The organism is Enterococcus florum (genome assembly GCF_004309355.1).
In the GTDB taxonomy this organism is placed as follows: Bacteria; Bacillota; Bacilli; order Lactobacillales; family Enterococcaceae; genus Enterococcus_A; species Enterococcus_A florum.
Genome location: NZ_BJCC01000026.1, coordinates 1 through 25,847, shown reverse-complemented (window position 1 = coordinate 25,847; position 25,847 = coordinate 1). Strand labels below are relative to the sequence as shown.

The 25,847-nt window shown below is 42.2% G+C and carries 28 protein-coding genes; 22 read left to right on the top strand and 6 right to left on the bottom strand.

Going from position 1 to position 25,847, the window contains the following annotated elements; genetic code table 11:
* Positions 1-70: 70 nt before the first annotated feature.
* The gene (locus tag NRIC_RS14710; RefSeq protein ID WP_146623467.1) at positions 71-931 is read right to left on the bottom strand and encodes an SDR family oxidoreductase; all 861 of its coding nucleotides are present in this window, start codon (positions 929-931) and stop codon (positions 71-73) included.
* A 185-nt stretch (positions 932-1,116) separates the two neighbouring features.
* Between NRIC_RS14710 and NRIC_RS14705 the strand changes: the two genes are divergently transcribed.
* Together NRIC_RS14705 and NRIC_RS14700 are read left to right on the top strand one after the other, a co-directional pair.
* A complete protein-coding gene (locus NRIC_RS14705) occupies positions 1,117-1,392 on the top strand; it encodes a hypothetical protein (protein ID WP_146623466.1) in 276 nt (91 codons plus the stop codon).
* Between the two features lie 15 nt (positions 1,393-1,407).
* Complete coding sequence (locus NRIC_RS14700) at positions 1,408-2,337, top strand: LacI family DNA-binding transcriptional regulator (RefSeq protein WP_146623465.1); 930 nt, start codon at positions 1,408-1,410, stop codon at positions 2,335-2,337.
* Between the two features lie 61 nt (positions 2,338-2,398).
* Here the strand turns inward: NRIC_RS14700 and NRIC_RS14695 are convergent, their stop codons facing one another.
* A complete protein-coding gene (locus NRIC_RS14695) occupies positions 2,399-3,163 on the bottom strand; it encodes a DeoR/GlpR family DNA-binding transcription regulator (protein ID WP_227873817.1) in 765 nt (254 codons plus the stop codon).
* A gap of 167 nt (positions 3,164-3,330) precedes the next feature.
* Here NRIC_RS14695 and NRIC_RS14690 point away from each other — a divergent pair, with 167 nt between their 5' ends.
* The 5 genes from NRIC_RS14690 (at position 3,331) to NRIC_RS14670 (ending at position 11,378) form a co-directional block, all read left to right on the top strand.
* The gene (locus tag NRIC_RS14690; RefSeq protein ID WP_146623464.1) at positions 3,331-5,676 is read left to right on the top strand and encodes a formate C-acetyltransferase; all 2,346 of its coding nucleotides are present in this window, start codon (positions 3,331-3,333) and stop codon (positions 5,674-5,676) included.
* Between the two features lie 15 nt (positions 5,677-5,691).
* Positions 5,692-6,474, top strand: a complete 783-nt coding sequence (locus tag NRIC_RS14685; protein WP_146623463.1) for a glycyl-radical enzyme activating protein — start codon at positions 5,692-5,694, stop codon at positions 6,472-6,474.
* A 153-nt stretch (positions 6,475-6,627) separates the two neighbouring features.
* Positions 6,628-7,686, top strand: a complete 1,059-nt coding sequence (rlmN, locus tag NRIC_RS14680) for a dual-specificity RNA methyltransferase RlmN (RefSeq protein ID WP_146623462.1) — start codon at positions 6,628-6,630, stop codon at positions 7,684-7,686.
* Positions 7,687-8,068: 382 nt separating this feature from the next.
* Entirely contained in the window at positions 8,069-8,887 is an 819-nt protein-coding gene (locus tag NRIC_RS14675) for a prenyltransferase (RefSeq protein WP_146623461.1), read from the top strand.
* A gap of 565 nt (positions 8,888-9,452) precedes the next feature.
* Positions 9,453-11,378: a HelD family protein gene (locus tag NRIC_RS14670; RefSeq protein WP_146623460.1), complete on the top strand. Its 1,926-nt coding sequence runs from the start codon at positions 9,453-9,455 to the stop codon at positions 11,376-11,378.
* Between the two features lie 44 nt (positions 11,379-11,422).
* On the opposite strand, the gene NRIC_RS14665 is transcribed toward NRIC_RS14670, so the two are convergent.
* From NRIC_RS14665 to NRIC_RS14650, 4 genes are all read right to left on the bottom strand, one after another.
* The gene (locus NRIC_RS14665) at positions 11,423-12,250 is read right to left on the bottom strand and encodes an NUDIX hydrolase (RefSeq protein WP_146623459.1); all 828 of its coding nucleotides are present in this window, start codon (positions 12,248-12,250) and stop codon (positions 11,423-11,425) included.
* A gap of 94 nt (positions 12,251-12,344) precedes the next feature.
* Positions 12,345-13,358: a peptidylprolyl isomerase gene (locus NRIC_RS14660; RefSeq protein WP_146623458.1), complete on the bottom strand. Its 1,014-nt coding sequence runs from the start codon at positions 13,356-13,358 to the stop codon at positions 12,345-12,347.
* Between the two features lie 169 nt (positions 13,359-13,527).
* Positions 13,528-13,866 (bottom strand): YtxH domain-containing protein, encoded by a 339-nt coding sequence (locus tag NRIC_RS14655; protein WP_146623457.1) that lies wholly within the window; start codon positions 13,864-13,866, stop codon positions 13,528-13,530.
* Positions 13,867-14,301: an HIT family protein gene (locus tag NRIC_RS14650; protein ID WP_307720546.1), complete on the bottom strand. Its 435-nt coding sequence runs from the start codon at positions 14,299-14,301 to the stop codon at positions 13,867-13,869. It abuts the gene before it with no gap.
* Positions 14,302-14,464: 163 nt separating this feature from the next.
* On the opposite strand from NRIC_RS14650, the gene NRIC_RS14645 reads away from it, so the two are divergent.
* From NRIC_RS14645 to NRIC_RS14575, 15 genes are all read left to right on the top strand, one after another.
* Positions 14,465-15,205: an ABC transporter ATP-binding protein gene (locus NRIC_RS14645; RefSeq protein ID WP_146623455.1), complete on the top strand. Its 741-nt coding sequence runs from the start codon at positions 14,465-14,467 to the stop codon at positions 15,203-15,205.
* Positions 15,198-16,412: an ABC transporter permease gene (locus NRIC_RS14640; RefSeq protein ID WP_146623454.1), complete on the top strand. Its 1,215-nt coding sequence runs from the start codon at positions 15,198-15,200 to the stop codon at positions 16,410-16,412. Before NRIC_RS14645 ends, NRIC_RS14640 begins: the two co-directional genes overlap by 8 nt.
* A complete protein-coding gene (gene dat, locus NRIC_RS14635) occupies positions 16,409-17,266 on the top strand; it encodes a D-amino-acid transaminase (protein ID WP_146623453.1) in 858 nt (285 codons plus the stop codon). The genes NRIC_RS14640 and dat overlap by 4 nt, the downstream gene beginning before the upstream one ends.
* A gap of 96 nt (positions 17,267-17,362) precedes the next feature.
* The gene (locus NRIC_RS14630; protein ID WP_146623452.1) at positions 17,363-18,145 is read left to right on the top strand and encodes a phosphotransferase family protein; all 783 of its coding nucleotides are present in this window, start codon (positions 17,363-17,365) and stop codon (positions 18,143-18,145) included.
* Positions 18,146-18,198: 53 nt separating this feature from the next.
* Complete coding sequence (gene trmB / locus NRIC_RS14625) at positions 18,199-18,852, top strand: tRNA (guanosine(46)-N7)-methyltransferase TrmB (protein WP_146623451.1); 654 nt, start codon at positions 18,199-18,201, stop codon at positions 18,850-18,852.
* Positions 18,853-18,908: 56 nt separating this feature from the next.
* Positions 18,909-19,817: a competence type IV pilus ATPase ComGA gene (comGA, locus tag NRIC_RS14620; protein ID WP_146623450.1), complete on the top strand. Its 909-nt coding sequence runs from the start codon at positions 18,909-18,911 to the stop codon at positions 19,815-19,817.
* On the top strand, positions 19,801-20,823 hold the full coding sequence (gene comGB, locus NRIC_RS14615) for a competence type IV pilus assembly protein ComGB (RefSeq protein WP_146623449.1): 1,023 nt from the start codon (positions 19,801-19,803) through the stop codon (positions 20,821-20,823). Before comGA ends, comGB begins: the two co-directional genes overlap by 17 nt.
* Entirely contained in the window at positions 20,817-21,095 is a 279-nt protein-coding gene (gene comGC / locus NRIC_RS14610; protein WP_146623448.1) for a competence type IV pilus major pilin ComGC, read from the top strand. The genes comGB and comGC overlap by 7 nt, the downstream gene beginning before the upstream one ends.
* Entirely contained in the window at positions 21,073-21,528 is a 456-nt protein-coding gene (gene comGD / locus NRIC_RS14605; RefSeq protein WP_146623447.1) for a competence type IV pilus minor pilin ComGD, read from the top strand. The genes comGC and comGD overlap by 23 nt, the downstream gene beginning before the upstream one ends.
* Complete coding sequence (locus NRIC_RS14600) at positions 21,515-21,787, top strand: hypothetical protein (protein ID WP_146623446.1); 273 nt, start codon at positions 21,515-21,517, stop codon at positions 21,785-21,787. Before comGD ends, NRIC_RS14600 begins: the two co-directional genes overlap by 14 nt.
* Positions 21,774-22,187, top strand: a complete 414-nt coding sequence (gene comGF / locus NRIC_RS14595; protein ID WP_146623445.1) for a competence type IV pilus minor pilin ComGF — start codon at positions 21,774-21,776, stop codon at positions 22,185-22,187. The genes NRIC_RS14600 and comGF overlap by 14 nt, the downstream gene beginning before the upstream one ends.
* Positions 22,147-22,482: a competence type IV pilus minor pilin ComGG gene (gene comGG / locus NRIC_RS14590; protein WP_175580117.1), complete on the top strand. Its 336-nt coding sequence runs from the start codon at positions 22,147-22,149 to the stop codon at positions 22,480-22,482. The genes comGF and comGG overlap by 41 nt, the downstream gene beginning before the upstream one ends.
* Before the next feature lie 288 nt (positions 22,483-22,770).
* A complete protein-coding gene (locus NRIC_RS14585; protein ID WP_146623444.1) occupies positions 22,771-23,778 on the top strand; it encodes a class I SAM-dependent methyltransferase in 1,008 nt (335 codons plus the stop codon).
* Positions 23,779-23,804: 26 nt separating this feature from the next.
* Positions 23,805-25,001, top strand: coding sequence for an acetate kinase (locus NRIC_RS14580; protein WP_146623443.1), 1,197 nt, complete (start codon positions 23,805-23,807; stop codon positions 24,999-25,001).
* 107 nt (positions 25,002-25,108) lie between these two features.
* Entirely contained in the window at positions 25,109-25,822 is a 714-nt protein-coding gene (locus tag NRIC_RS14575; protein ID WP_146623442.1) for a hypothetical protein, read from the top strand.
* Positions 25,823-25,847: the final 25 nt, after the last annotated feature.

Here is a 25,847-nt window from a genome sequence, read left to right as displayed (position 1 = left end):
AGGAGTGGATTTCTCCACTCCAAAAAAAGTCTAACTTTTTGGGGTCACTACAAACCGGTCACTGCTTTTTTTAGTCGAGCTGATGAACCTCGATTTCACGTTGAATGTACTGAGTAAAACTTGTCGGTTTTCGACCGAGCAGCCAAGACAATACATTCGAATTGCCGGCGATCCCGTAATCTCCATACGTTTTAGCTAACGCTTTGAAGGTTTCAACAAAATAGCTGTCGTATTTAGCAGTCTCAAAATAATTGATGATCTGATCGACGGGAATTTGTTGGCAGGTGGCTGACCGTCCGGTGATTTGATTAAAGGTTTCTACCATGTCCATCGGGGAAAGAAAGTCAGTGCCGACCAATTCATAGGTAGCATTTTCATGTCCGGATTCTGTTAAGACCGTCGCCGCAACTTCTGCAACATCCCTCACATCGACATAGCTAAGCTTGGTGGTTTTTGTATAAAAGCATTGATACGCATTCGTCTCCCAAACCATTGGTACTGAAAAATTGTGCATGTAATGCATCGGCTGCAAGATGGTATAGTTCAATCCTGCAGACAACCCTTTATAAACTAAATGCGTCTCGGCATGTAGTTTTTGCGTATGCTGCGGCAGAGTATCCATGTTGGGGTGGGTGACAGTCGTTATGACAAATTGCTCAATGCCAAGATTCGCTGCTTCGTCAATAAACTTTTGTGCGATTTTTGCCTCGTCATACACGAACATCGGTGGAATATACAAAACCTGCGTACATCCGTTCAATGCTTTTCGTACGTCCTCAATGGAACGTGCATCGCCTATCATGGTTTCTGCAGCTTCCAACTTGGCTACAGCTGGACTAATGTCAAAGGCCCGCACACTTAAGCCTCTTTCAACTAAGTAGTGAACGATTTGACGGCCGACATTTCCGGCGGCGGCTGTTACTAAAATCATTTGATTTCCTCCTTAATGCTTGTCTTTATTTGTAATCTTATACTCAGTATATACAGTTTTTCATCAAAGACAAATCAAAGAAATTTTTGATGAAAAAGCAAGTTGTTCCATATTTTTGCTTGCCATGAGACGCGTTTCATCCGCTATACTTGAGGGAGTAAGAACAGATAAGGAGGTTGGTGAAAATGCAGGCATACGTGGAAGTCTATGATAATATGGGAACAGATTATTATTATGCAGAGTTGACCGTACAACGCCAGAAGGTCATCCTTGCTCGTCATCAAGGATTGTACAAGGTGAAGGAAAAGGAATTGGATTTTTCCAACATTCATGACCTTTCGGTAGAGCAAGGGGATAAACAACGTCAAATCAAATTTTTCTGTGGAGAAGAACATTTTACTTTTTTTGACGAAGGCAACGGCATTGTCAGCTACTTATATGGGGCGTTTTTGACAGCATGACCAAGGAGGAAAAAGATGGCAAATATTCGAGATATAGCAAAAAGAACGGGGTATTCGGTATCCATGGTTTCTCGGGTCATCAATCAACATCCCTATGTGGATGAAACTAAGCGTCAAGAGATATTGGCCGTAATGAAGGAACTGAATTATGTTCCAAACCATACTGCACAAAACCTCAGCTATGGCAAAACCAAAAATATTGGCGTGATCGTTCCTTTTGTCAATCATCCTTACTATGAACGGATAGTCAAAGGCGTTACTCAGGCTGCCTTCCCTGAACAATACAAAGTAACGTTATTGCCAACGAATTATGACCCGGCGGCTGAGAGAAGTTACTTGGATGAGTTGGCCGCGAAGAGCTTCGATGGTGTCATCATTGCTTCAAAGGCTAATTCAGTGGAAGTCATCCAAGAATATCTGCCGTACGGAAAAATCGTACTCTGCGAGGATGTCACGATCGAAGGATTGAGTACCGTGTTTGTCGACCGCAAGGGCTCATTTGCAGAAGCACTGCATTACATGAAAGACCAAGGGGTGAAAAGGATTGGGGTCACGCTGGGGCGATCAGGAACTAAGAGCAATAATTCAAAGATAGCCTTGGATTTCTGTGAAGCGCTGTTTCCAGATTTTGATCCTCGATTCGTGAAGATCGGTTGTCAGGACGGTGAAGATGGCTTAAAAGCCGCTGCTTTCTTCCAAGGGCATAAAGTGGATGGGATCTTCAGCAATGGTGATGAAGTAGCTGCAGGATTGATCGAAGGTTATAAGGAGCAACAGCCGCCTTTAATAGTCGGACAGGAAAACTTGTTTATCAGCCGAGTGATGGGCTTTCCGACGATCGACCATCAATTGCCGCTTTGTGGAAAAAGGGCTTTTGAGATCTTGTTGGCAGATGAAATCCAGCGCATCAAAATCCCTTATCGATTTATTCAAAATCAAAAATAAGCTTAGCCTTAGTATGATACTGTCGTATTCGAAGTCAGTATCAATACGAGGCTAGGCTTTTTCATACTAAAATCAGTTGCGCATAGGCACTGATCATGCGTTCATAATCGCGGGAGATTCCTTTATTGGCGATCACGATGTCTACTTCTGACCAAGGAGCTACCTGAACTAAGGATGTAATTTCGAATTTACTGTTGTCCAGCAAAACGATTTTTTTGGTGGATTTGCGCAACATGAGCCGTTTTGCTTCAGCATCGATCAGAGAAGAGGTGCAAAAGCCTTTCCGATTCTTTACACCGCTGGAGCCGAAAAAGCAAAGATCAAATTGAACGTCAGGGTACATTTCTCTACCTGTATCATTGCGAAACGCCATATCTCCAGCTGAGTATTGACCACCAAAGCAATGGATCGAGTGATGACTGGCGGCTAGATGAAAAATAGCCGCCAAGGAACCTGTAAACAACTGACGAGAGTCCAGAACGCCGATTTTTTTTGCCAATAATGCGATCGTACTGCCTTGATCTAGTCCAATGACTAACTCCTTTTTGTCAATCAGCTCGAGGGCTTTCGTGGTGATCCGCTCTTTTTCCGCGGAATGAACGATCCGCAGTGAGACCGGGGCAAGTTCCTTCTCCTTGATCAAAACCGCTTTGCCATGTTCTTTGCGCAGAATCCCCTCCTGCTCCAAATAGGCTAAATCTTTACGGATCGTCTCATCTGATACGTGAAAGTGGTTTACCAGCTCCCAAACTTTGACGACTTCTTGCTGGTAAAGCCATTCAGTGATTTCTTTTCGCCGTTGTGCAATCTCGGCAGCCTTCACCATACACGCCTCCTTTTTCTGCTAAGATAGCATTTGATTCCAAAAAAAACAAGAATAAACTTGGGAAAAATGATGGAAATCCATATTTTAGTTCACAAATCAATAAAATTCATGGATTTATTTCTTGTGACTTTTTATACTTAAAGGGAATTAACAAAGGAGTGCACATTATGACTACAACCAATCTTCAGAAAAAAAAACTTAAACAAGAACAGCCGTCCAATCGTTCGCGGATTCAAAAAATGAAAGACAACTTGTTCAAAGAAAAGCGCCAGATATCTTTAGAACGCGCGTTGTTGTACACCGAAAGTTACCAAAAGACAGAGGGCGAACCTACGATCATTCGGCGGGCAAAAGCAGTGGCTCACATTTTAGACCACGTAGAGATCAGTATCCGCGAAGAAGAGCTGCTTGTGGGAAATCGCACAGTTCGTCCTCGTTCAGGGATCGTTTCCCCAGAGATGGATCCTTATTGGATTTTGCAAGAAATCGATACGATTGCAACTAGACCGCAGGATCAGTTTGTTTTCACCGAAGCAGATAAAAAGATTTATCGCGACACCCTTTATCCCTATTGGGAAGGACGCTCAATGAAAGATTTTATCAACCAGCAGTTGACTGAAGAAGTCCAAACAGCCCTAAAGGACGAAGTCTTCAAGCTGAATCAAACCGATAAGGGACAAGGCCATATCATTATGGACTTTCCATCGATTCTTCAAAGAGGCCTCGGGGCGTATCTCCGTCTTTTAGAGCAAAATATTCAGGAACAACCAGAAAACCACTTCTTCCAAGCTGGATATCTCATTTTTTCCGGCATGCAGAATCATTTTTTGCGCTATGCCGAATTGGCAGAAGCCATGGCGGTACAGGAGAAGCGTTCAGCGCGCCAAAAGGAATTGCAAAACATTGCGGCCATGTGTCGAAAACTCAGCAGCGAAAAACCAGACTCTTTTTACGAAGCGCTGCAGCTTCTTTGGATGACCAGCATCGTCGGACAATATGAGTCAAATGCTTCCTCCTTGTCTTTAGGGCGGATGGACAATTATTTGTTCCCTTTTTATCAACGTTCGTTAGCAGATGGGGTCAGTCAAGATTTTCTATCTGAGGTGTTGGGTGATTTTTATGTGAAGACAAATGATGTGGTTTTGCTGCGAAGTGAGAGCAGTGCGAAATGCTTTGCCGGTTTTCCAACAGGTTATACAGTTGTTTTGGGCGGGTTGAATGAATTGGGGCATTCCGCGGTGAATGAGTTGTCGTATGTCATGCTGAGCCTTTATCATGAGATTCTTTTGCCTCAGCCAAATCTTTCCGTACGAATGAATGAACTAATCCCGCGGCGCTTTTTACTGAAGACCTGTGAGACGATCCGTCTGGGTACAGGAATCCCTCAGTTATTCAATGACGAAGTTTGTATTCCTGCCTTTTTAAGTAAAGGTGTGTCATTGGACGATGCTAGAGAATACGCGACCGTCGGATGTGTTGAAACCTCGATTCCTGGAAAGACCTATGGACTTCATGACATTGCATTGTTTAATCTGCTTCGGATCATGGAAATCAGCATGTATCGATTGAGAGATAACGAAAATGTCACTTACGAAAAACTGATGCAGGAGATCAAACACAAGATCGACTATTATGTGGCACTCGTGGTCGAGGGTTCAAACATCGTGGACCTGGGACATCGCCACTATGCACCAACCCCTTTTCTCTCTGTATTGATTGACGATTGTATCAAAAATGGCAAAGATGTGACAGAAGGTGGAGCTCGGTATAATTTTTCTGGTGTTCAAGGCATTGGGGAAGCCAACTTGAGCGATTCCATGTATGTCATCAAAAAGATGGTGTTTGAGAATCAAGAGCTTTCCTTCGCGGAACTGGTCGATGCCATGGAAGCCGATTTCGAGGGAGATTATCAGGAGCTTCAGCGCCACGTTATTCAGGACTTTGAAAAGTTCGGTAACGATGACGATGAGATCGATCATATCGCAGCTTTGTTGTTTAGACATTATGCCAAGGAATTGGAAAAATACACCAATGTTCGCGGTGGACAATTTATCGCGGGTGCGTATACAGTATCTGCCCATATCCCGTTGGGGGAGGCAGTGGGAGCCACCCCAGATGGACGCAAAGCCAAGGAACAGCTGGCAGATGGGGGATTGTCGCCGATGGTTGGCAGAGATCATTTAGGACCAACAGCAGTTCTAAAATCAGTCAGCAAATTGGACAATTATTTGACGGTAAACGGCAGTTTGTTGAATCTAAAATTTCAACCCAACACATTGAAGGGGCAGCAGGGCTTGAATAAATTCGCTGATTTTCTCATGGCTTTTACGAAATTGAAGATTCAGCATGTTCAATTCAATGTACAGTCTAAGGAAACTCTGCTGGATGCGCAAAAACATCCTGAAAAATATTCCGGCTTGTTGGTGCGGGTCGCTGGATACAGTGCCTTTTTCGTAGATCTCAACAGACAGATCCAGGATGATATCATCGCTCGTGTCGAGCATGTGCTGTAGAAGTGAGGCAACCGTATGAAAAAAGGCTTGGTTTTTAATATTCAACGTTATTCAGTTCACGATGGCGGCGGCATTCGCACGATCATCTTCTTAAAGGGCTGTCCGCTGCGTTGTCCCTGGTGTTCAAATCCAGAATCGCGAAAAAGCGTTGCTCCATCTACATGGAGGAAGCATGGAAAAAAAGAGACTATTGGATGCTGGCGATCCACGGGAGAGCTGGTAGACGAGGTAATGAAGGATGAAATTTTCTTCCGTACTTCTGGTGGCGGGGTTACTCTTTCTGGTGGTGAGGTTTTAATGCAGGCCGATTTCGCTGCCGATCTATTAAAAGAGTTTCATGAGCTGGGTGTTCACACTGCAATCGAGACGACGGGCTGTTTTCCGGTCGAAGAGCTGCAAAAGATCACTCCTTTTTTAAACCAGGTCCTGTTTGATTTGAAAATCATGGATCCTAAGAGCAGTAAACAAGTACTTGGATTGAGTGTTTCGCTAGTCAAAGAAAATTTTGCGTTTCTTCTGGCACAGGATCATCTTGATGTGATTCCGCGGGTTCCTTTGATTCCGGGCTATACGACCTCAGAGGAGAACCTGCAAGCATTGATCGAATATTTGCAAGAAAAAGAAATAAAAATGGTCCATTTGCTGCCGTTCCATCAATATGGCAGCAGCAAGTATGACTATCTTGGCTGGGAATATACGATGCAGGAAGCTGTTCCGTTAACTTCACTAGCAGTGGAGCAGATCAGGCAACGTTTTTTAGCACAAGGGATTTCGGCGAATATTGATGGGTTAGAGTAGCAAGAAGCTGTCAGAGATGACAGCTTTTTGTTGTTTTTTCGCAAAGTCAATTGCTTTCGGATTTTGAATCGGTTATAGTATGAAGCGAACATTTGCCACACTTTGAGAAGACAGCAAGTGAATGGCTTTGAAATTTGTTAGGAGAGTATCAACGTGAAACCATCAATCTATGGATTAAGAAAAGAAGTGTTAATAGACTGGCTGCTGGAACATGGCGAAAAAAAATTCCGTGCCAATCAAATCTGGGAATGGCTGTACCAAAAAAGAGTGACCGGATTTCAACAAATGAGCAATTTGTCGAAGGCAACAATTGCTCTATTGGAAGAACATTTTTGTATCAACCCGTTAAAACAAATGATCGTACAGGAGGCCAGTGATGGAACAGTGAAATACTTGTTCGAGCTTCCAGATAAAAATATGATTGAAACCGTACTGATGCGGCAAGAATATGGCTCATCGGTTTGTGTAACTACTCAAGTCGGCTGTAACATTGGGTGTACATTCTGTGCTTCAGGACTTTTGAAAAAGCAGCGGGATTTGACCGCAGGGGAGATCGTTGCTCAAATCATGCTGGTACAACACTATTTCGATCAGCGTGTAGAAGAGGAACGAGTCTCTCATGTTGTAGTCATGGGCATTGGAGAACCGTTTGATAATTACGCCAATGTCATGGATTTTATTAATGTGATCAATGATGCCAAAGGCTTGGCGATCGGGGCAAGACATATTACGGTCTCCACCAGCGGATTGGTTCCCAAAATCAAACAGTTCGCTGAAAATGGCCTGCAGGTGAATCTGGCGATCTCTTTGCATGCACCTAACAATGAGGTCCGATCATCGATCATGCGAATCAATCGCAGCTTTCCGATCGAAAAATTGATGGAGGCTGTCGATTACTATTTGGACAATACCAACCGCAGGATCACTTTTGAGTACATCATGCTCTCTGGGATCAATGATCGTCCAGAACATGCCAAGCAGCTAGCGGAGCTGTTAAAGAATAAGAAAAAATTGACCTATGTCAATTTGATTCCTTACAATCCGGTCAGCGAGCATGACCAGTATTCTCGCAGCCCTAAAGAGGATGTTTTGCGTTTTTATGATGTATTGAAAAAAAATGGCATCAACTGCGTAATCCGCAAAGAACATGGGACTGATATCGATGCAGCTTGTGGTCAATTGCGCAGCAAACAAATGAAAAAAAGCAGCTAGTCTGATCCCCTTGCCAAAACAGCAAGGGGATTTTTAGAGAAACGGAAAGAACAAAAGCAGCCTAGAAAAACCAGAGTCCTCGATCACTTCTTCTTTCTCTACGGTTACCCAGTGATACAAGCTATACAATCCCACTATACCAGCAGTAATAAAAAGGATCCTTTCGCGAACATCAAGTCCCCAAAAAAGGAAAGCGGAGAGTCTTTGTCCGTATCACAATCGTTTCCTGAGAATATTGATTTTTTCTTGGTGTTCCTTTAATTTGTCACCAACACTCGTGGTTTTCAGCTCTTCTTTATTCTCAAGGACAAATCTCAAAAAATACTGCGTGAAGCGATGAATTTTTGATACAATTTAGAAAAAGAAACTCAAGGAGAAAAAGATGAGCAATCAAAAGGACATAGCAGTGATTTTAAGTCATCGTCAAGATCAGGGATGGGATTATTGGACTACAGAGGATCGTCGCTTAGGAAAAGGAGCACCTTATTCCTGTTTGGAATCCGCTAATTATTTACTGGAATTGGGAATGCATCCACAAGAACCTGTTTTGCAAAAAGTGGCTGAGCTGCTGTGGGAATCTTGGAAAGAGCCGGGAAATTTTAAACTTTATCCGAAAGGGCCTGTTTTTCCTTGCCAAACGATTCCGGCAGCCACCTTGTTGATTCGATTAGGCTTTCTTGAGGATGAACGGATGCAAAAGACCCTGCACCATCTGCTGGAAACTCGTTATGCTGATGGCGGATGGTGGTGTAAAAAGTTTTATTTTGGAAAGGGTCCAGAAACAGAGCATTCCAATCCGCTGCCGACATTGAATGCGTTGGAATTGTTCCGACATGCCGGCTATGCGGAGGATTCGCGGTTCAACTCGGCGATCGATTTTTTGCTTGGCCATTGGGAGACGAAAGCTCCGATCGGTCCTTGTCATTATGGAATCGGGACATTATTCATGCAAGTGGAATACCCATTTCGAGGATATAACTTATTTTATTTCGTTTATGTCTTATCTTTTTATGAACATGCGCGGAAAGATCCGCGGTTCAAGGAAGCGTTTCAGGCATTGCGAGAGCGAACAGATGAGGATCAGTTGGTCGTACAACGACTCGTTCGTTTAAAAGATCTGGAGTTTTGCCAAAAGGGCAAGGTCAGTAAATTAGGAACCAAACGTTATCAAGATATTCTGAATAATTTAGCTGAATCATAATCCTTCTGCGTATCTTTTAAGAAATGGAGGGGGGATGACTATGCGATTACAGGAAATACGCTGAGAATATGGACTGACCCAGAATACCATTTACGGATGGCTGAAAGAATGCGGAGCGATCAAAAAAACGGAGACTGGCTGCATCGTCGGAGAGACACCATTTAAAGGGATAGAGACTTTGAACAAGCAAAGAGTCGCCGAAAAGGAAAAATTTCAGTGGCCACACAGGTAGCTGTCGAGAACTAAAAAATTCCCAAACTGGTCAAGCGAGTTCGTCAATCCAGACTGCCCAAACTATACGTACCTGTCAAAACAGGAGTCGAAAAGGAACAGGGGTATCTGCTGGTAAAGGAACAACTGGAGCGGTTTGATCAGCAAGTAGAAATACTGGAAAACCAACTGCTGATTCTTAGCAAACAAATGAATCATTCGACCTAAAGTCTCGGATCCCTGAGGCTCTTTTTATATACTGTTTTTGCAAAACGATAACCCTCCACTAAACCACCAGCCTAGGGTTCATCGGCTATACTGATTGTCTGATTTGAAAAACGAAGGGGATGATCGTGTGAACGATGAAAAAGGCTTTTTAACAGATCTGCTCAAAAAAATCGAGCAAAGGATCTTTCAATTGGAATCGTCGATCGATACCAATGAACTGCAGCACCGGGCGCTTCAAAAGCATACCGTCGATTACAAAGCAGAGTTGGATAAGTATGAGGTGTACAATTTCCATCAAACGATGAAGTTGATCGATAAACGCAGTCTTTTGGAATCAGGAATCCTCACAAAGCTGCACTATCAAAAAAACACTCCTTATTTTGCAAAAATCGGCTTTTTTTACGAAGGTGATTCAGAGGCCGTTCCATTTTATATTGGTCGATACGGCTTTGCAGACGAAAGCGGTGAGCAGGTGGTTTATGATTGGCGCGCCTCAGTGTCTTCACTTTATTATGAGTATGGGTTAGGTGAGGCCGCCTACGAATCTTTCGGCAGAACATTTACTGGCAACATTTTTGAAAAAAAACAGTTTGAGATCAAAAATGGAAGCATTCAACTGCTCGTAGATACCGAGGAGACCGTCAACGATCAGTTTTTACTGCAAGAGCTTAGCAAAACGACCACAAATGAAATGAAGAACATTATTCAAACGATCCAAAAAGAGCAGAATCAGGTTATTCGAGAGACAAAAACCAAAAATCTGATCATTCAAGGTGTTGCCGGGTCAGGGAAAACCTCGATCGCACTTCATCGAATGGCGTATCTGCTGTATCAAAAACGAGAAACACTATCGGCAGAAAATATGTTGATCCTTTCTCCAAGCCGTCTGTTCAGCAGCTATATCTCCTCCGTTTTGCCGGAGTTAGGAGAAGAAGAATTGCAGCAGACCGACATTACAGCAATAGGCAGCGGGTTCATAGACGAAAAAATCAAAGTCAGTGATCGGCAAGCGGAGTTAAGTGAACTGATCGAACACCCAGACAGCGAGGAAAGTCAAAAAATTGCCTATAAATCATCCGCAGTCTATTTCCAGCGAATCAAAGAGTATCTGCATCAATTAAGACAAACGGTCTTGACGCAGGCGGAGATTTCAAACGAATCTGACAATGAAACGATCCCACTATTCAAGCAATTGGCAGAACATGCGGAACAAACCAAAACGGGATCAAAAAAAGCAGGCCTGGAGCAATTAAAAAAACGGTTGAAGATCAAGGATAGTTTAACCAGCTATTTGGACTTTCTGCAGGAGCTTCCAGCGCAATACCGTGGAGCCAGTCGAAACAATTATTTGGAAAACAGTGATCTGTTCCCTTATTTGATGTTCAAGCTGCAGCTGGAAGGCATTACACCAAACAAAACGATCCAACATTTCGTGATCGATGAAATGCAGGACTATTCCGTGCTGCAATTTTATGTGTTGCATCGACTTTTTCCGTGCGATAAAACCATTTGCGGAGACTATCATCAGGCTATTTTTACTTCAGAAAAAAACTTTCTAGTGGAGCTGAAGCAGATTTTACCCCATCACAAATTGATCGAGTTTAACAAAAGCTACCGCTCAACCGTGGAGATCATAGAATTTGCCAAGCAGTTTGTTGAAGGGCAGGAACTAGAAGCTGTCGAACGTCATGGCAAGGCCGTAAGAGTGAGTACAGGAACATCGGTAAACGAACAAAAAAACTGCTTAAAGGAATGCATTAAGGGGTTTCGAAATAGTTCTTTTAACTCTTGCGGGATTATTTGTCAGACAAAACAAGAACTAGAACAGTTGGCTGTACTGCTGCAGGAAGAGCCGTTTTCAATCGTAGATGAAATGACAACCGTTACAGCAGAGCCTCTTATTTTAACTACGATTCAGTTTGCCAAGGGACTGGAGTTTGACCAAGTGATCTTGCCAGACATTCACGTCAGCCAGCTGAACCAGTTCAGCGAGCGATTGTATACCAGCTGCACGAGGGCACTGCATCAGTTAGATCTGTTTGTAAGAAATTAAAAAGCTTGATTCTCTGAGGTGTTTCCCATCCTCAGAGAATCAAGCTATTTCTTTTCACCGATTTCGTCTTTTAACCGATATATTTTTGAAGGCCGTCCGATTCCGACAGGCCGTTCACCGATCTCATCGAAATATTGCAGCATGGCCTTTTTGAAATTCGAATGATCGACTGTTTTAAAATCGACTCCTAAGAATTTGGCAAACACTTTTCGAGCTTCTGTAATGGTAAACTCTTCACCTAAGACCTGCAGGATCAATGGTTCGTGATCCATTTTGTTGACCACACGGTTGAAGGCTTTGCGAATGATTTCATTATGGTCAAAAGCCAAGGTGTCTCTGCCAATCGATCGTCCTGTTTCCAATTCGATCTCAATCGAGATATCATCACTGGTCAATAAAATGGTTTCTCCCTGTCTTTCGAGATTAAACCAGCGTGCATCTTGTGTATCATCGCCTGCAGTAGGCGGGACTTGTCCGATAAAAGCAATATAGCTGACGGTAATCACCCATCCACGGGGGTCCCGTTCGGGTGAGCTGAAGGTATGCAGCTGTTCGACATTTTTTCGACCGATCGTCAATCCGGTCTCTTCTTTGGTTTCACGGCGAACACTATCGTTGGTGGACTCATTTCGTTCAACGAATCCGCCGGGGAGTGCCCAAGAATCGCGATAAGGATTGCTGCGACGCTGGATCAGGAGGATTTTTAATTGATCCTCTTCTTTGTTATACCCCATCAGCACGATGTCCACAGTCACAGAGGGTTTATCATATTGCGGATGATCTTGTTCTTTATACCAAGCTAAAAATTCAGCTTCCGAAGCTTCATGCTCAAAATAGTCTTTTTCAGCTTCCTTCGAAGGGAATGAGTTCAAATAGATCCACCTCTTTCTTATAAAAGTACACTATACTTTATTTTAGCATGAATAAAATAAAAGGGGAACTCCAATCGGAGTTCCCCTCAAAAGATTATTCAGATTCTTCTGTACTTGCTTGCGACGCTTCTGTCGATTGCTCTGTCGAGGCTTCTGTTGATTTTTCGGTTGATGCTTCGGATTCTTTGTCAGAAGATTGATTCGTGGATTCTTCTGTCGTGTTCAAGAAATCAGCTAAGATATTTTCGAAACTATCATCCTTGATTTTCACGTTGGCTTTTTTCAGTTCTTCACCGATGACTTTTGAAGTGAAGGTTTGATCTGCCAATTTCATATCCTGAGCGATCTGTTTCACTTCTTTGTCAAATTTCTTCATGTCGTTGCCTTTAGGCGTATTCTTTTCCATTTTTACCAAATAGTAGTTGGTTTGGTAAGAAGAAGAGTCCATAGCGGAAATGACATCAGAAGTTTGATCATTTTTCAGTTTAAAAGCAGCTTCTTTGACTTCTGCAGGTACTTCAGTGGATTGCGAGTCAAATTTGATTTTGCCGCCGTCTTCTTTTGTTGTTGAATCTTGTGATTTTTCTTTTGCTAGTTTGGCGAAATCTCCGCCTTCATCTAATTGTTTCTTCAAATCTTTGGCTTCTTCTTCGCTGCTGGCCAGAATAACACGAGCTGTCACCTCTGGGTGGAAAGAATCCCAAGCTGATTTCAAATCATCGTCTGTCAGCTTCACATGCGATTTCAATCCTTCTTGGAAGGCCAGGGATTGCTTCAAATAATCCTTGTACGATTTCTTGGTATAGCCTGCTGCTTGTAGCTGGCTTTCAAAGCTGTCGCCTAGTTGCTTTTCTTGTTTCTTGTATTCTGAATCGACCTGTTTATCGGTTACTTTATCACCGTAGGCATTTTCAAATACATCATAAATGATCATATTACGAACCAAGCTTTGGTTGGTTTGTTCTTTCTTTGCTTCATTGTAGAAATCTTCAACGGTCAGCTTTCCGCCTTTCATCGTTGCGATCTCGTCATTTGAACCACTTGAGCAAGCGCCTAACACGATCACGCTTAGTAAACCGGCAGTTGCTAAAACAATTTTCTTTTTCATCCTAAGTTACACTCCTATTAATCAAAAATTTGCGTATTAATGCTCCTCAATCACTATACCACACCTAAAAATGTAAAAGGAAGACTTTTAAAGATAGTTTCGACAAAAATTCACAATATGGACACAATGAAAGCGTATGAACCTTAGAAGTCCATACGCTTGTTTCTACCTAGTCTGTTTGTTTGTCTTCTGGAAGATTTTGTTGGATGACTTCCAGTTGTTCCTGAATTTGCTGAATTCGAGGCTCTGCTTGAAAACGAAAGTCTTCAATGTCATTTTCGATCCCAGATTTGAAAACTGGAACAACAGTATCAAAGGTCGTCTTCAAATCGGCCAATGAATCACGAAAATCACCCAAGCTGTCGTTTAAGTCGTCAGTTAATTCAACGATGTCTCGAACATCATTGACAATCAGTTCTCGTGTGTCTTCGCCTTTTCGGGGAGCGAAAAGCAGACCAGCGGCAGCACCGACTCCGGCACCAAACAATAGTCCTTTAAAAAAGCCCATTTAGTTCACCTGCTCCTTGATAGCATCTGCGAAGCCTTGTAGTTCTTCTTGTGAGTATTTATTCGTGTGGTCTCCAAAATGGATGGAAAAATCATCTTCCTTTGAATAACGCGGGATTAAATGAATATGTGAATGAAATACCGATTGATAGGCCAATTCTTTGTTGTTATTCATGATATTCAAGCCTTGCATTTCCGGAAAGGCTTTTTCGATCGCCCGAGCGATCTTAGGGATGCGAGCAAAAACCTCTGATGCTAAGTCGTCATCATACTCAAAAATGTCTGCTACATGTTGCTTAGGAACGACTAATGTGTGGCCTTTTGTAACTTGAGAAATATCTAAAAAGGCATAGATTTTATCGTCCTCGTAAACTTTGTAGCTGGGAATCTCTTGATTGATAATTTTGCAAAAAATACAATTTTCCATCGCACTCATCCTTTCATCTTTTGCTTAGTTTCACTTTACCATAACTTTTCACGGCTGTGCGTAAAAATGAAACCAGTTTTTAAAAATCTCACTCGAACATCTGCTATAATATAGGACAAGTATGAGAGGATCTGTAAAAATACAAGGTAAAAAAGAGTAAGGAGTAGACGATATGAGTTTATCCATCCAACATGTAACAGGCGGTTATGGACACCTGCCTGTTTTAAAAGATATTAGTTTTGATGTCAACAATGGAGAGATCGTAGGACTGATTGGATTGAATGGAGCCGGCAAATCTACAACCATCAAGAATATTATTGGTTTGTTGACACCAGTCAAAGGAAAAATAGAAATTGATCAGGCAACATTAGAAAGCGATACGGAAAGTTATCGAAAAAAAATCGGCTATATTCCAGAGACCCCTTCTTTGTATGAAGAACTAACGCTGCGGGAGCATATCGAGGTCACGGCGATGGCCTATGATATTCCGAAAGATGTAGCTTTTCAACGTGCGGAGGCTTTGTTAAAAACGTTTCGCTTAACCAATCGCATGGACTGGTTTCCAGTTAATTTTTCAAAAGGAATGAAGCAGAAGGTCATGGTTTTATGTGCATTTTTGGTACAGCCCAGCTTATATATTATCGATGAACCTTTTCTTGGATTGGACCCGCTGGCTATCAATGCGCTATTAGAGCTGATGGTTGAGATGAAAAATCAAGGGGCCGCCATTTTGATGTCTACCCACATCTTGGCAACTGCCGAAAAATATTGTGACCGGTTCGTGGTTTTGCACAATGGAGAGGTGCGAGCACAAGGAAGATTGGAAGAGCTCCAAAAAGAGTTTCACCTGCCAGGCTCTTCGCTGGATGAGATCTATATTGCGTTGACAAAGGAGTCTGAGGCAAATGTCTGATTTCTTTGATTTGCGGCTGCGAAAGCATCAAAAACGTATGATGAAATACATGCGCTACGTTTTGAACGACCATTTTGTCTTGGTGTGCTTGTTCCTTGTCGGAGGGCTGGGATTTTATTATTCAAATGTATTGCAGACCCTGCCTGAGAATTTTCGCTGGGGACTGCCGATCGTTCTACTTTTATGGTGGCTGGTTTTACCGGCGGGTACGCTGGTAACTTTGTTAGAACCTGCGGATACGGCGTTTATTTTACCGAAGGAAGGTCAAATGAAGGGCTATTTGAAAAAGGCCTTAAATTATTCACTGCTCTTTCCTTTTGTTCTGTTGATTCTAGTAATTGGAGCAGCGATGCCGCTGATCGTAGTGGTCTCGGAATACTCTTTCAGCAGTATGATTTGGTTTGTGGTTATGCTATGGGGATTAAAATATAGTCAGCTTTTGATCCTGCGTTTTTCTTGCTATCAGCAGACAGAAAAGCGGGCGATACAGCTGAAAAGTCTCTGGTATATTGCAAGTTTATTGGTGATCGCGTTCAGTTTGTATCTTTTTCCAATAGTAGGAGCCGGAATTGCGTTGGCTTTAGTGGCCTTGTTCCATCGTCTCTCAGCAAATAAAAAGGGACTGTTGGATTGGGAAAAAATGGTTCGAAGAGAACGCAGCCGCTTGTATCGAATCTATCAGTTTATTAATCTATTCACCGATGTACCTGAAATCGAATCAAAGGTGAAGCGTCGAAAATATTTAGATCAGCTGCTGAAACAAATTTCCTTCAAACAAGAAAATACCTATTTGTATTTGTTTGTCAGACGAGCGTTGCGGGGAACCGAATATAGTGGCTTGTATCTGCGATTGCTCGCAATCGGAGGGATCTTGATCGCAACCTTGCAGGATGTTCGGTTTGCCATTGGGATTTCAGTCTTGTTAATCTATTTGATTGGTTTTCAATTGATCCCATTGTATGGACAATTTGATTATATCAGCTTTGTCCAATTGTATCCGGTCAGTAAAAAAACAAAACAGCAATCATTGCAAAAACTGCTGATTGCTTTGCTGTTGGCTGCAGCATGTGTGTTTACACTTGTTTCTTTGACTCAACTGCCTGTTACTCAAAGTTTGTTTCTATTGGTTATCTTGCTTGTTGAAGTTGCCCTGTTTATTGGGTTCTATTTACCAAATCGTATAAAAAAATGGAGGGATAAAGGATGAAAATACTTTGGAATGATCAAATCGTAGAAGAATCAGAAGTGAAAATCGATACGGAAGATCGAGGATATCAGTTTGGCGATGGACTCTATGAAGTGATTCGTATCTACGACGGGGTGTTTTATATGGAGAACGAACACCTGGATCGCTTGTGGCGTTGTGCGGAGAAGGTTCGTTTGCAACTGCCCTTTGAACGAGCAGAATTTAGCCAACGCTTGCACCGTTTTGCCGAAGAAGTCGGTATAAAAAATGGACGGTTGTACTTTCAAATCACCCGCGGTGTTGCGAAACCGCGTCTGCACAATTATCCAGATCCAAACATCGTTCAGCCTGTACTGACCGGAGATATTCAAAAGGTGGATCGACCAACCAAGCAGCAAGAAAACGGCGTTCGTTGCGGAACGGTGGCAGACAAACGCTGGCTGCATTGTGATATCAAGTCCATCAGTTTGTTAGGAAATATCATGGCTCTGAATGAAGCCCAAGAAAAAGGGTACGATGATGCTGTGTTAGTTCGTGACGGGATTGTTACAGAAACTTCTGCCTCTAATTTTTGGATGGTGAAAGATCGTACACTTTATACTCATCCAGATGGTGAATTAATCTTGCCAGGCATTGCGAAAATCAAGGTCCGAGAGCTGGCTGACCAGCTGGGGCTGGCCATCGCAGAAGAACCGTTTGCAGTTGACTTTTTAATGACCGCAGACGAATGCTTCAAGACGAGTTCAGTTGCTGAAGTAATGCCGATCGTCGAGATCGACGGACAAAAAATCGGCAATGGAACTCCCGGCGAGGTGACAAAATCACTGCTAAATGCCTATATTCAGGATGTAGAAGAAACTGTAACGAAAATGTAATCAAAAAAAACCAATAAGAACATACATGCCCTTGACTAAGTCTGTTTCCGTAGCTAGAATAATAGATACTGTGAAAAACTTGAGGAGGCCCTTGGAATGGATTTTCAAATAGACAGCGAATGGCATTTGCGTCCGATCAAGGGCGATACTGGAAAAACCTATATCGGTTACCGTGATGAGGATCGTGTCTTTATCAAAAGGAACACCTCTCCTCTATTAGCTGCTCTATCAAGGGAAGGCATTGCCCCAAAGCTGGTTTGGATCAAGCGAACTGGAAATGGCGATACCCTTACAGCTCAAGAATGGCTGGATGGTCGGATTCTTGAACCCGATGAAATCATGCAAAGGAATGATGTCATCGATGTTTTGTATCACTTGCACCATTCCGATTCGTTGAAAGGGATGCTGAAAAAAGTTGGAGGACGTCAGGTTTCTCCACAGCAGATGCTAGCTGATTTTGAGGCAAAGCTGCCTGCTGCTCTGCAAAAAAATACATTCATTCAGCTAGTTCATACGTATTTAAAAAAAAATATTCCTAGTTTTCCAAAGAAAAATTATACAGTCGTGCATGGCGACGTCAATCATCGTAATTGGCTGGTGTGTCGCAACTATCTTTATCTAGTCGATTGGGATTCTGTGATGTTTGCCGATCCTGCATTGGATATCGGCACAATTTTAGCCAGCTACGTACCGCTCTCAAGCTGGAGCAAATGGTTGGTCCGCTATGGTATGCGGCCGACAGATACGAACATGGAACGTGTTTATTGGTATGCATTAATGAGTCTGTTGTTGGAAATCTCACGTTTTTACCAACGAAAAGAATTGCAGCGGATGAATCAGATGATATTACAATTGAAAAGAGTATTTGCAGGAAGCTGAACGATTCGTTCAGCTTTTTTAAAAGTAAAAGAAGGATTAAAGGAGGAATTTTGATGCGCGTAAGAAAGCGTCCAGGAGCTGAAGAATTAGTAGCTGCACATCCTGAATATGTCGTGCAGGATCCGGAGGCTTGGAAAGGACGATGGCATCAACGGTTTGGCAATGACCATCCGATCCATATTGAGATCGGAATGGGAAAAGGCCAATTTATTACAGGAATGGCAGCTGCACATCCTGAGATCAATTATATTGGTGTCGAGATGCAAATAAGCGTAGTATCGATCGCATTAGACAAATTGATCGAGTGTCCATTGGCAAATCTTCAACTGCTGCATGTGGATGGGTCCGAGTTGACCAACTATTTTTCCGATAGTGAAATCGATCAAATTTATTTGAACTTTTCTGATCCATGGCCTAAAAAAAGACATGAAAAACGACGATTGACTTCCCATTCCTTTCTGGAAGTCGATGAAACGATTTTGCGACCTTCTGGAGAAATTCATTTTAAAACAGACAATCAGGGATTGTTTGAATACTCGTTGAGCAGCTTCTCAAAGTATGGCATGATTCTAGAACAAGTCTGGCTTGACCTGCATCACAGCGGATATGAAGGAAATATCATGACTGAATATGAGGAAAAGTTTTCAAAAAAGGGACAGCCAATCTATCGCGTGGAGGCTCGATTCTCTGACAAAACCAAAAAATAAGCCGAATTTTTTTCGCGCTTATTTTTTTTTGCGTATTTTTTATTGAGGTGATAAGAATGGGGATCAAAACGCTCTCAACAGAGCTGATTCAATTCGGCGTTTCACATAGTATGCAGGATTTTTACTTGCTGCCTAAAAAGACCCACTACGAGTTCAGTTTTCGCAGCGGACCGTTCTTTTACGGACGCTCCTGTGTTTCTGAAAGTGTGGGGAGTCAGCTGATTAGTCGTTTCAAGTATTTAGGTCAAATGGACGTCAGTGAAAAACGAAAAGCTCAGTTAGGTGCAATTTCTTATCCTTTGGCCAAGGAAATTCAACGGTTGCGTCTTTCGACGGTTGGTGACTATCAACAGCGTGAAAGTTTAGTGATTCGTTTTTTGCATATCTTTGGATCGAGTCAAGAGGTTTTCTGGCTGCCTAATCAGCTTGAGGTTGTTCGGCGTTATTGTCGAAACAAAGGCTTGTACCTATTTTGTGGTCCCGTTGGCTCAGGAAAAACGACGTTGATGTATAAACTGGCTAAAGAATGTACAGGTCAGGTTATTACGATTGAGGATCCTGTTGAGATCGAGGAGCCGAATTTTTTGCAGTTGCAGATCAATGAAAAAATCAGTCAGACCTACGATGAGTTGATTAAACTGTCTTTGCGACATCATCCAGATGTGCTGATTATCGGTGAGATACGTGACAAAATCACTATGCAAGGAGCGATCCGTGCGGCATTGACGGGACACTGTGTTTTCGCAACTCTTCACGCCTCAAGTTTGGAGAATGCGCAGTCGCGTATTCTCGAGTTAGGAGGTGAAAAAAGCTTATTGGAGGATTGCTTAAGAGGAATTATTTATCAAGAAATGCTGACAATCGAAAAGAAAGCGGGATTGTTGATGAGTTATCGCTTTTTTGAGGAAAACTGCAGCTTTACTTGGGAGGAAGGGATGAAAGCATTGGATGATCAAAAAGACTAAAAGGCAGATTTCCAACAAACAACGTGTCAATTTATGTCAATTGCTTGGAAATCTGATTGAAAATGGCTTCAGTCTTAACCAAGCCTTCGATTTTTTTCAGGCTGCTGACTTTTTAAACGCAGACTTGATCGTTCTGGCAGAGCAGAAGCTGCAAGAGGGAAGACCGATCGTAGAGTGCTTTGAAGCTTTTGGTTTTTCCGAAGATCAGTTGCTGCAGATCGAGCTAGGAGAGGCCCACGGGAACTTAGCACTGACGTTTCAAGGAATCTCACAGCAAATGGTCCTGATGCAAAAGCAGCGGGAAAACTTTGTAAAGGCAGTGTCTTATCCAGCGTTGTTGGTGTTATTTCTTGGATTGATCTTGTTGGGCATGCGGTACTTTCTACTGCCGCAGCTGCTTGCAAGCGGTATGATCGACTCGCAGAATCTGTCAGTCTGGATGATTCAGCATGTTCCGATCATCATCCTTTTTAGCACGTTCTTTTTTAGTGGACTTGTGCTGCTTTGGAAGCAAACAGGAAAACGTCAAAACTATTTGGATCGGTACATTTTTCTCAGTAGAGTTCCACTCGTTGGCCGTTTGCTGAAAGAATACTACTCTGCTTATTTTGCTTTGGAATGGGGAAAATTATTTGATCAAGGGCTGGAGTTGCAACAGATCATTGCTTGTTTGCTGGCCACAGAAAAGAATTCTCTAATGAAAGAATTGGCAGCTTCCTTACAGCAAAAACTAGTCCAAGGAAGAGAACTCGCGGATCAACTGAAAATGTATCCATTCTTGACTGAGGAGTTTAGCCAGATCGTTTTGCGAGGAGAAGTTCAAGGCAACTTAGGCAAAGAACTGCTGGTATACAGCCAGTTGATGTGGCAGCGGTTCTTTGCTCGATTGGAGTGGCTGTGTTCTTGGTTGCAGCCAGTTATTTTTTTGTTCGTCGCACTGTTGATTATCAGCATTTATATTGCAATGCTGTTGCCGTTATCAAGCGGAATGGAGGAAATATGGTGAAGAAAAAGAAATTACAAGGATTTACACTTTTGGAAATGATGGTCGTGCTCTTTGTCATCAGCATTTTACTGCTGCTTTTTGTGCCGAATATCATGACACAAAAGCAATCGGCAGACAAGAAGGCAGAGGCATCGATCGTCAAAGTCGTTGAGACCCAGATGGAGGTTTATGAACTTGATCACGGAGAACGTCCGGATCTAGATGTATTAGTTACGGAGAAGTATATTACCAAAGATCAAAAAGATCGCTATGAAGCAGCGCAAAAACCGTAGTCGAGGGTTCACTTTGATTGAAGCCTTGCTGGTATTGCTTGTTGTTTCTACCTTTATTCTGCTGCCCACCTTGGCAATGTCAAGCTGGCAGCAAACATTGGAAAAACGTTTTTTCTATTACCAGTTGGATAAATCGATCCTGCATCTTCAACAATTGGCGATTGCCAATCAGACATCGACGAGGATCGATCTTTACCCGGATAAACAAGTGATCGTCTTTTTCACCAATCGTGAGGTTTTGCCGTGGAGAGAGATGAAGCTGCCTAAACCCGTCGTTTTGACTGGGGAACATTCAATCCGTTTCAAAGCAAAAACGGGCAATGTCTCCAGCACTCAACCAGGAACCGGAATCCCCAATATTCGGTTCAAGGAGGGACAGACGACTGTACTTTATCAATTTCAGTTAGGAAGTGGACGATTTGAAAAGAAATGAAGGGTATATTTTATTGGAGAGTTTAATCTGTCTCGTGCTTTTGACAAGTATTGTTTTCGGTTATGCGAAGACAAGTATTTTGCTGCAAAGACAAACAAGAGCGCAGCTTTCTAGGATCGAACAAGCACGAGTGCTGTACATCGAGACGCGAAGATTCCGACTCCATCATCAGATCGATCCGGCAAAACGGGTTGAGATTTCTTTATCAGATGCCGTCTATGCCAAAAATGACAGGGGCCTTCTAATTGAGAAAAAGTAGCGGATTCACCTTGCTAGAATGCTTAGTTGCACTATTGATGCTGAGTGGCATTTTATTGGTACTGAATGGACTGATTAAGCATGTTCATCGGACAGAGCTTCTTGTTAGCCGTTATCATGATCGGGAATGGGAGGTCGGATGCATTCAGTTGGAAAATGAACTTGAAGGACTGACTTTGATAAAAATAGAACCACATCGAATCGTGTTGGAAAACGAAAAGAAGGAAGAAATCAAGATTGAACGATCAAATTCAACGGTAAAAAAGAATTATAATTCAGGGTATCAACCATTATTTACCAAAGTTAAATCGTTTAATTGCAAAGAAAAATTAGGGAGTGTCGAGTTTTGGCTGACTTTTTATGACGGAACAACAAAAATTGGAAACTGGATCATCGAATAATCATGGCGGGGTTCTGTTGTCTGTTTTGCTGCTCGTATTTATTTTCTCGTTTCTTCTGTTAAATCTTTTATTCACCTATCAGCAAGCGGCTGATTTTGCACGAAGGACGGAACAGCTGTATCAGGCAAAAATCGCCAAGGAATTATTTTTGGCCGAGGGTGTACCAGTAGAGACGACAGGTGAATGGCAGTTCAATTTAGGGATAGTAGAATATAAGAAAAACGATTCAACGATTGTGATAAACGTAACGATTGATAGACAACGGTACACATTCACTGAAAATCAAGGTGAATAAACATTGGATAAAATGGGTTTCGAGTGAGTATATAGCAAAGAGATGACAGATCATAAGCGCTATATTGAACTTGAAGCTCCATTTTTTGTACGGAAATTAGCACATATTAAGAAGCTGATTCGTTTAAAGTAGAAATAACTCGCTGACTTTGTGAAAATGTTGGCATACATAAGATCCTATAAAAGAAAAAAATCCATGATTAAAAAAAGAAAGCGATTGATATTTTTCGTTTAGTTCGCTAAAATAGAACAGGTATTATAGGTGTTATACTGATAGGCGAGGTGCAATATGGATTCAGAAAAAATCGAAAAAGCTTTTTCAATGATGGAAGAAGCGATTCAACACTTGCAACAAGCATTAGATACTCCTTTTTTTGACGCCTATATCGAAACTGCTGAAAATTTTGTAGATGGACAACGGGTTCGCGTGATCGATGGGCAACCAACAAAGGAAGTTGCCAAAAAATTGGAATCCCTCTACCAGGAGATAGCAGCGTTGGCCTTGGAAAAGGAAGAATGGCGCAAACTGACTCAATTACTTTTGTTAAAAGGTTCCAAGAACGAATCAATACAGCCAAATCATCAACTGACGCCAGACAGTTTAGGTTTTTTATTTGTGTTTTTGATCGAACAGCTGCGTGCCGAAAAGCAAAAGCCGATTCGTGTGTTGGATATAGCAGTTGGGATGGGCAATCTTTTGATGACGGTAGTACTCAATCTGCAGGCTGCCAACTATCAAGTACAAGGATCCGGCGTTGATATCGATGATACGTTGTTGGCGATCGCAGCATCAAACGGTGCTTTGATGGATCAACCACTAGAACTATTTCATCAAGACAGTTTGCAGGATCTGTTAGTCGATCCTGTCGATATTGCGATGGGGGATTTGCCGGTCGGCTATTATCCAAATGATGAGAAAGCCAAACGATTTAAGACTCATTCAGAAACCAATCATAGTTATGCCCATCATTTATTGATGGAACAAGCCATGAAATACGTGAAAAAAAGCGGGTTTGGTATCTTTTTGGTTCCCAGCAACTTTTTGGAAACGGATCAAGGACCATTGTTGCGAAGATGGCTGGGTCAAGATGTTTATTTGCAGGGTGTGATCCAATTGCCGGATGAATTGTTTAAATCAGAGCATTCTCGGAAAAGCATTCTGATTTTGCAAAATACTGGGGAAACTGCGCAGCAGGCAGAAAAAGTACTACTGGTAAAACTGGCGACGTTAAAAGAACCAACGAAAGTTACTGAATTCTTTAAAAAATTCGAAGACTGGAAGTCTTCTAATTTATAATCAAACACATCCAAAGGAGAGTAAAAATGTCAAAAACAATTGCAATCAATGCTGGTAGCTCAAGTTTAAAATGGCAGCTGTATCAAATGCCTGAAGAAACAGTCATCGCGAAAGGGATCGTTGAAAGAATCGGCTTGAATGATTCAATCTTTACGATCAAACATGGTGAAGGTGAAAAATTTGAACAGATCCTGGATATCAAAGACCATCAGATCGCTGTCCAAATGTTATTGGATCAGTTAATCGAATTAAAAATTATCGGCTCTTTCGACGAAATCACTGGTGTTGGCCATCGGGTTGTTGCAGGAGGAGAATACTTTAAAGATTCTATCGTGATCACTGATGATGTTTTAGCTAAAATTGAAGAATTGAGTGAGTTTGCTCCGCTGCACAACCCTGCAAATGCGATGGGAATCAAAGCGTTTAAGCAAATTTTGCCGGATATCGTGAGTGTCGCTGTTTTTGACACCTCTTTCCATACGACGATGCCGAAGGTAAATTACATGTACAGCATTCCAAAAGAATATTATGAAAAATATTCTGCACGTAAATACGGAGCCCATGGTACTAGTCATCGTTATGTATCGCAACGAGCTGCAGAACTCCTTGAAAAACCAATCGAAGAGACGAAGATCATTACAGCTCATATTGGCAATGGGGGATCCGTCACTGCAGTTGAAGGTGGAAAGTCTGTTGATACGTCCATGGGGTTCACTCCATTAGCTGGTGTGACGATGGGGACACGTTCAGGAGATATTGACCCCTCTTTACTTCCATTTTTGATGGAAAAGGAAGGAATCACCAGTATCAAAGACATGATCGATATTTTGAATAAAAAATCTGGAGTTTTAGGATTAACTGGCATTTCAAGCGATATGCGTGATATTGAAGATGCTGCAGCGGAAGGCAACGAAGATGCAATCTTAGCATTAGAGATCTATGCAGATCGCATTCGCAAATACATCGCGCAATACATCTCTGTTATGAATGGAGTGGATGCGATCGTTTTCACTGCTGGAGTAGGAGAAAATGGGGACATTGTTCGACGGATGGTCCTTGAAAAAATGACTTGGTTCGGAATCGAGATCGATGACGCTGTCAATCAAAAGATCCACGGGAAAGAAGCTGTCATTTCGACGGATGCTTCAAAAGTGAAAGTTTACGTTATTCCGACAGACGAAGAATTAATGATCACACGTGACGTTGAACGTCTAACCAAATAAAACAATATGCAGGGCGCTGACCTAAATTGGGTTATGCGCCCCTTTTTATGAGAAGAACACAGGCGACTGACTGTTGTAAAGCTCATTAAAAGAAGGAGGGGGAGTACATGGATACAGCACTGGTTCTAAAGAAACGTTATCGTGAAGGGCTGGCATCTTCGTTTTTGGATGCGAAACATCTGCTTGAAACTTCAACGATCGTTCAGACTCTTTTATCAGAGACTTACCGGACAGATACCTTTACTGGACTGCGAAAGCTGGAGTATCTTTTGATAGAATTATCGGAGATCCCTTTTACGTATCATCTTGAACCGACAAAGAAAATGCTGTCCGATTTAGTGCATTTCACCAAACAAGAAGAGGGATTTTCATTGACTGGAACAATCGACGGAGTATTGGCATGTCATCATGCAATGATCACACTCATTATGATACGTTTTGGTGAGGAGAAATGGGCTAAGCATGGTATCGATTGGATTTTAAGGTACCAAATCACTTCACGTGACGAACCTTGTCATTGGAAGGGAACAGCGTTATTTGAACGATTTGGTGGTTGCATTGGAAGAACTCCTTGTTACGATGGATTAGTTAAGGCTATGACTGCTTTATCTGAATACCAAAGCATCTATGGAAAAACGGAGGAAATCTCTGGAAAGTTGGGCCAAGGTATCGAGTCGATTTTAGATCATCGTGTTTTTTGTCATCGAAATTCGACGGAACCGATCCATTCGGATATGACCAAATTATTCTACCCGTATCCTTATCGAACCAATTTGATCGAAACTCTAAAGCTGAGCCAATTTCATAATTCGCTTTTATAGAAAAGCCGACACTCATCCAATTTCA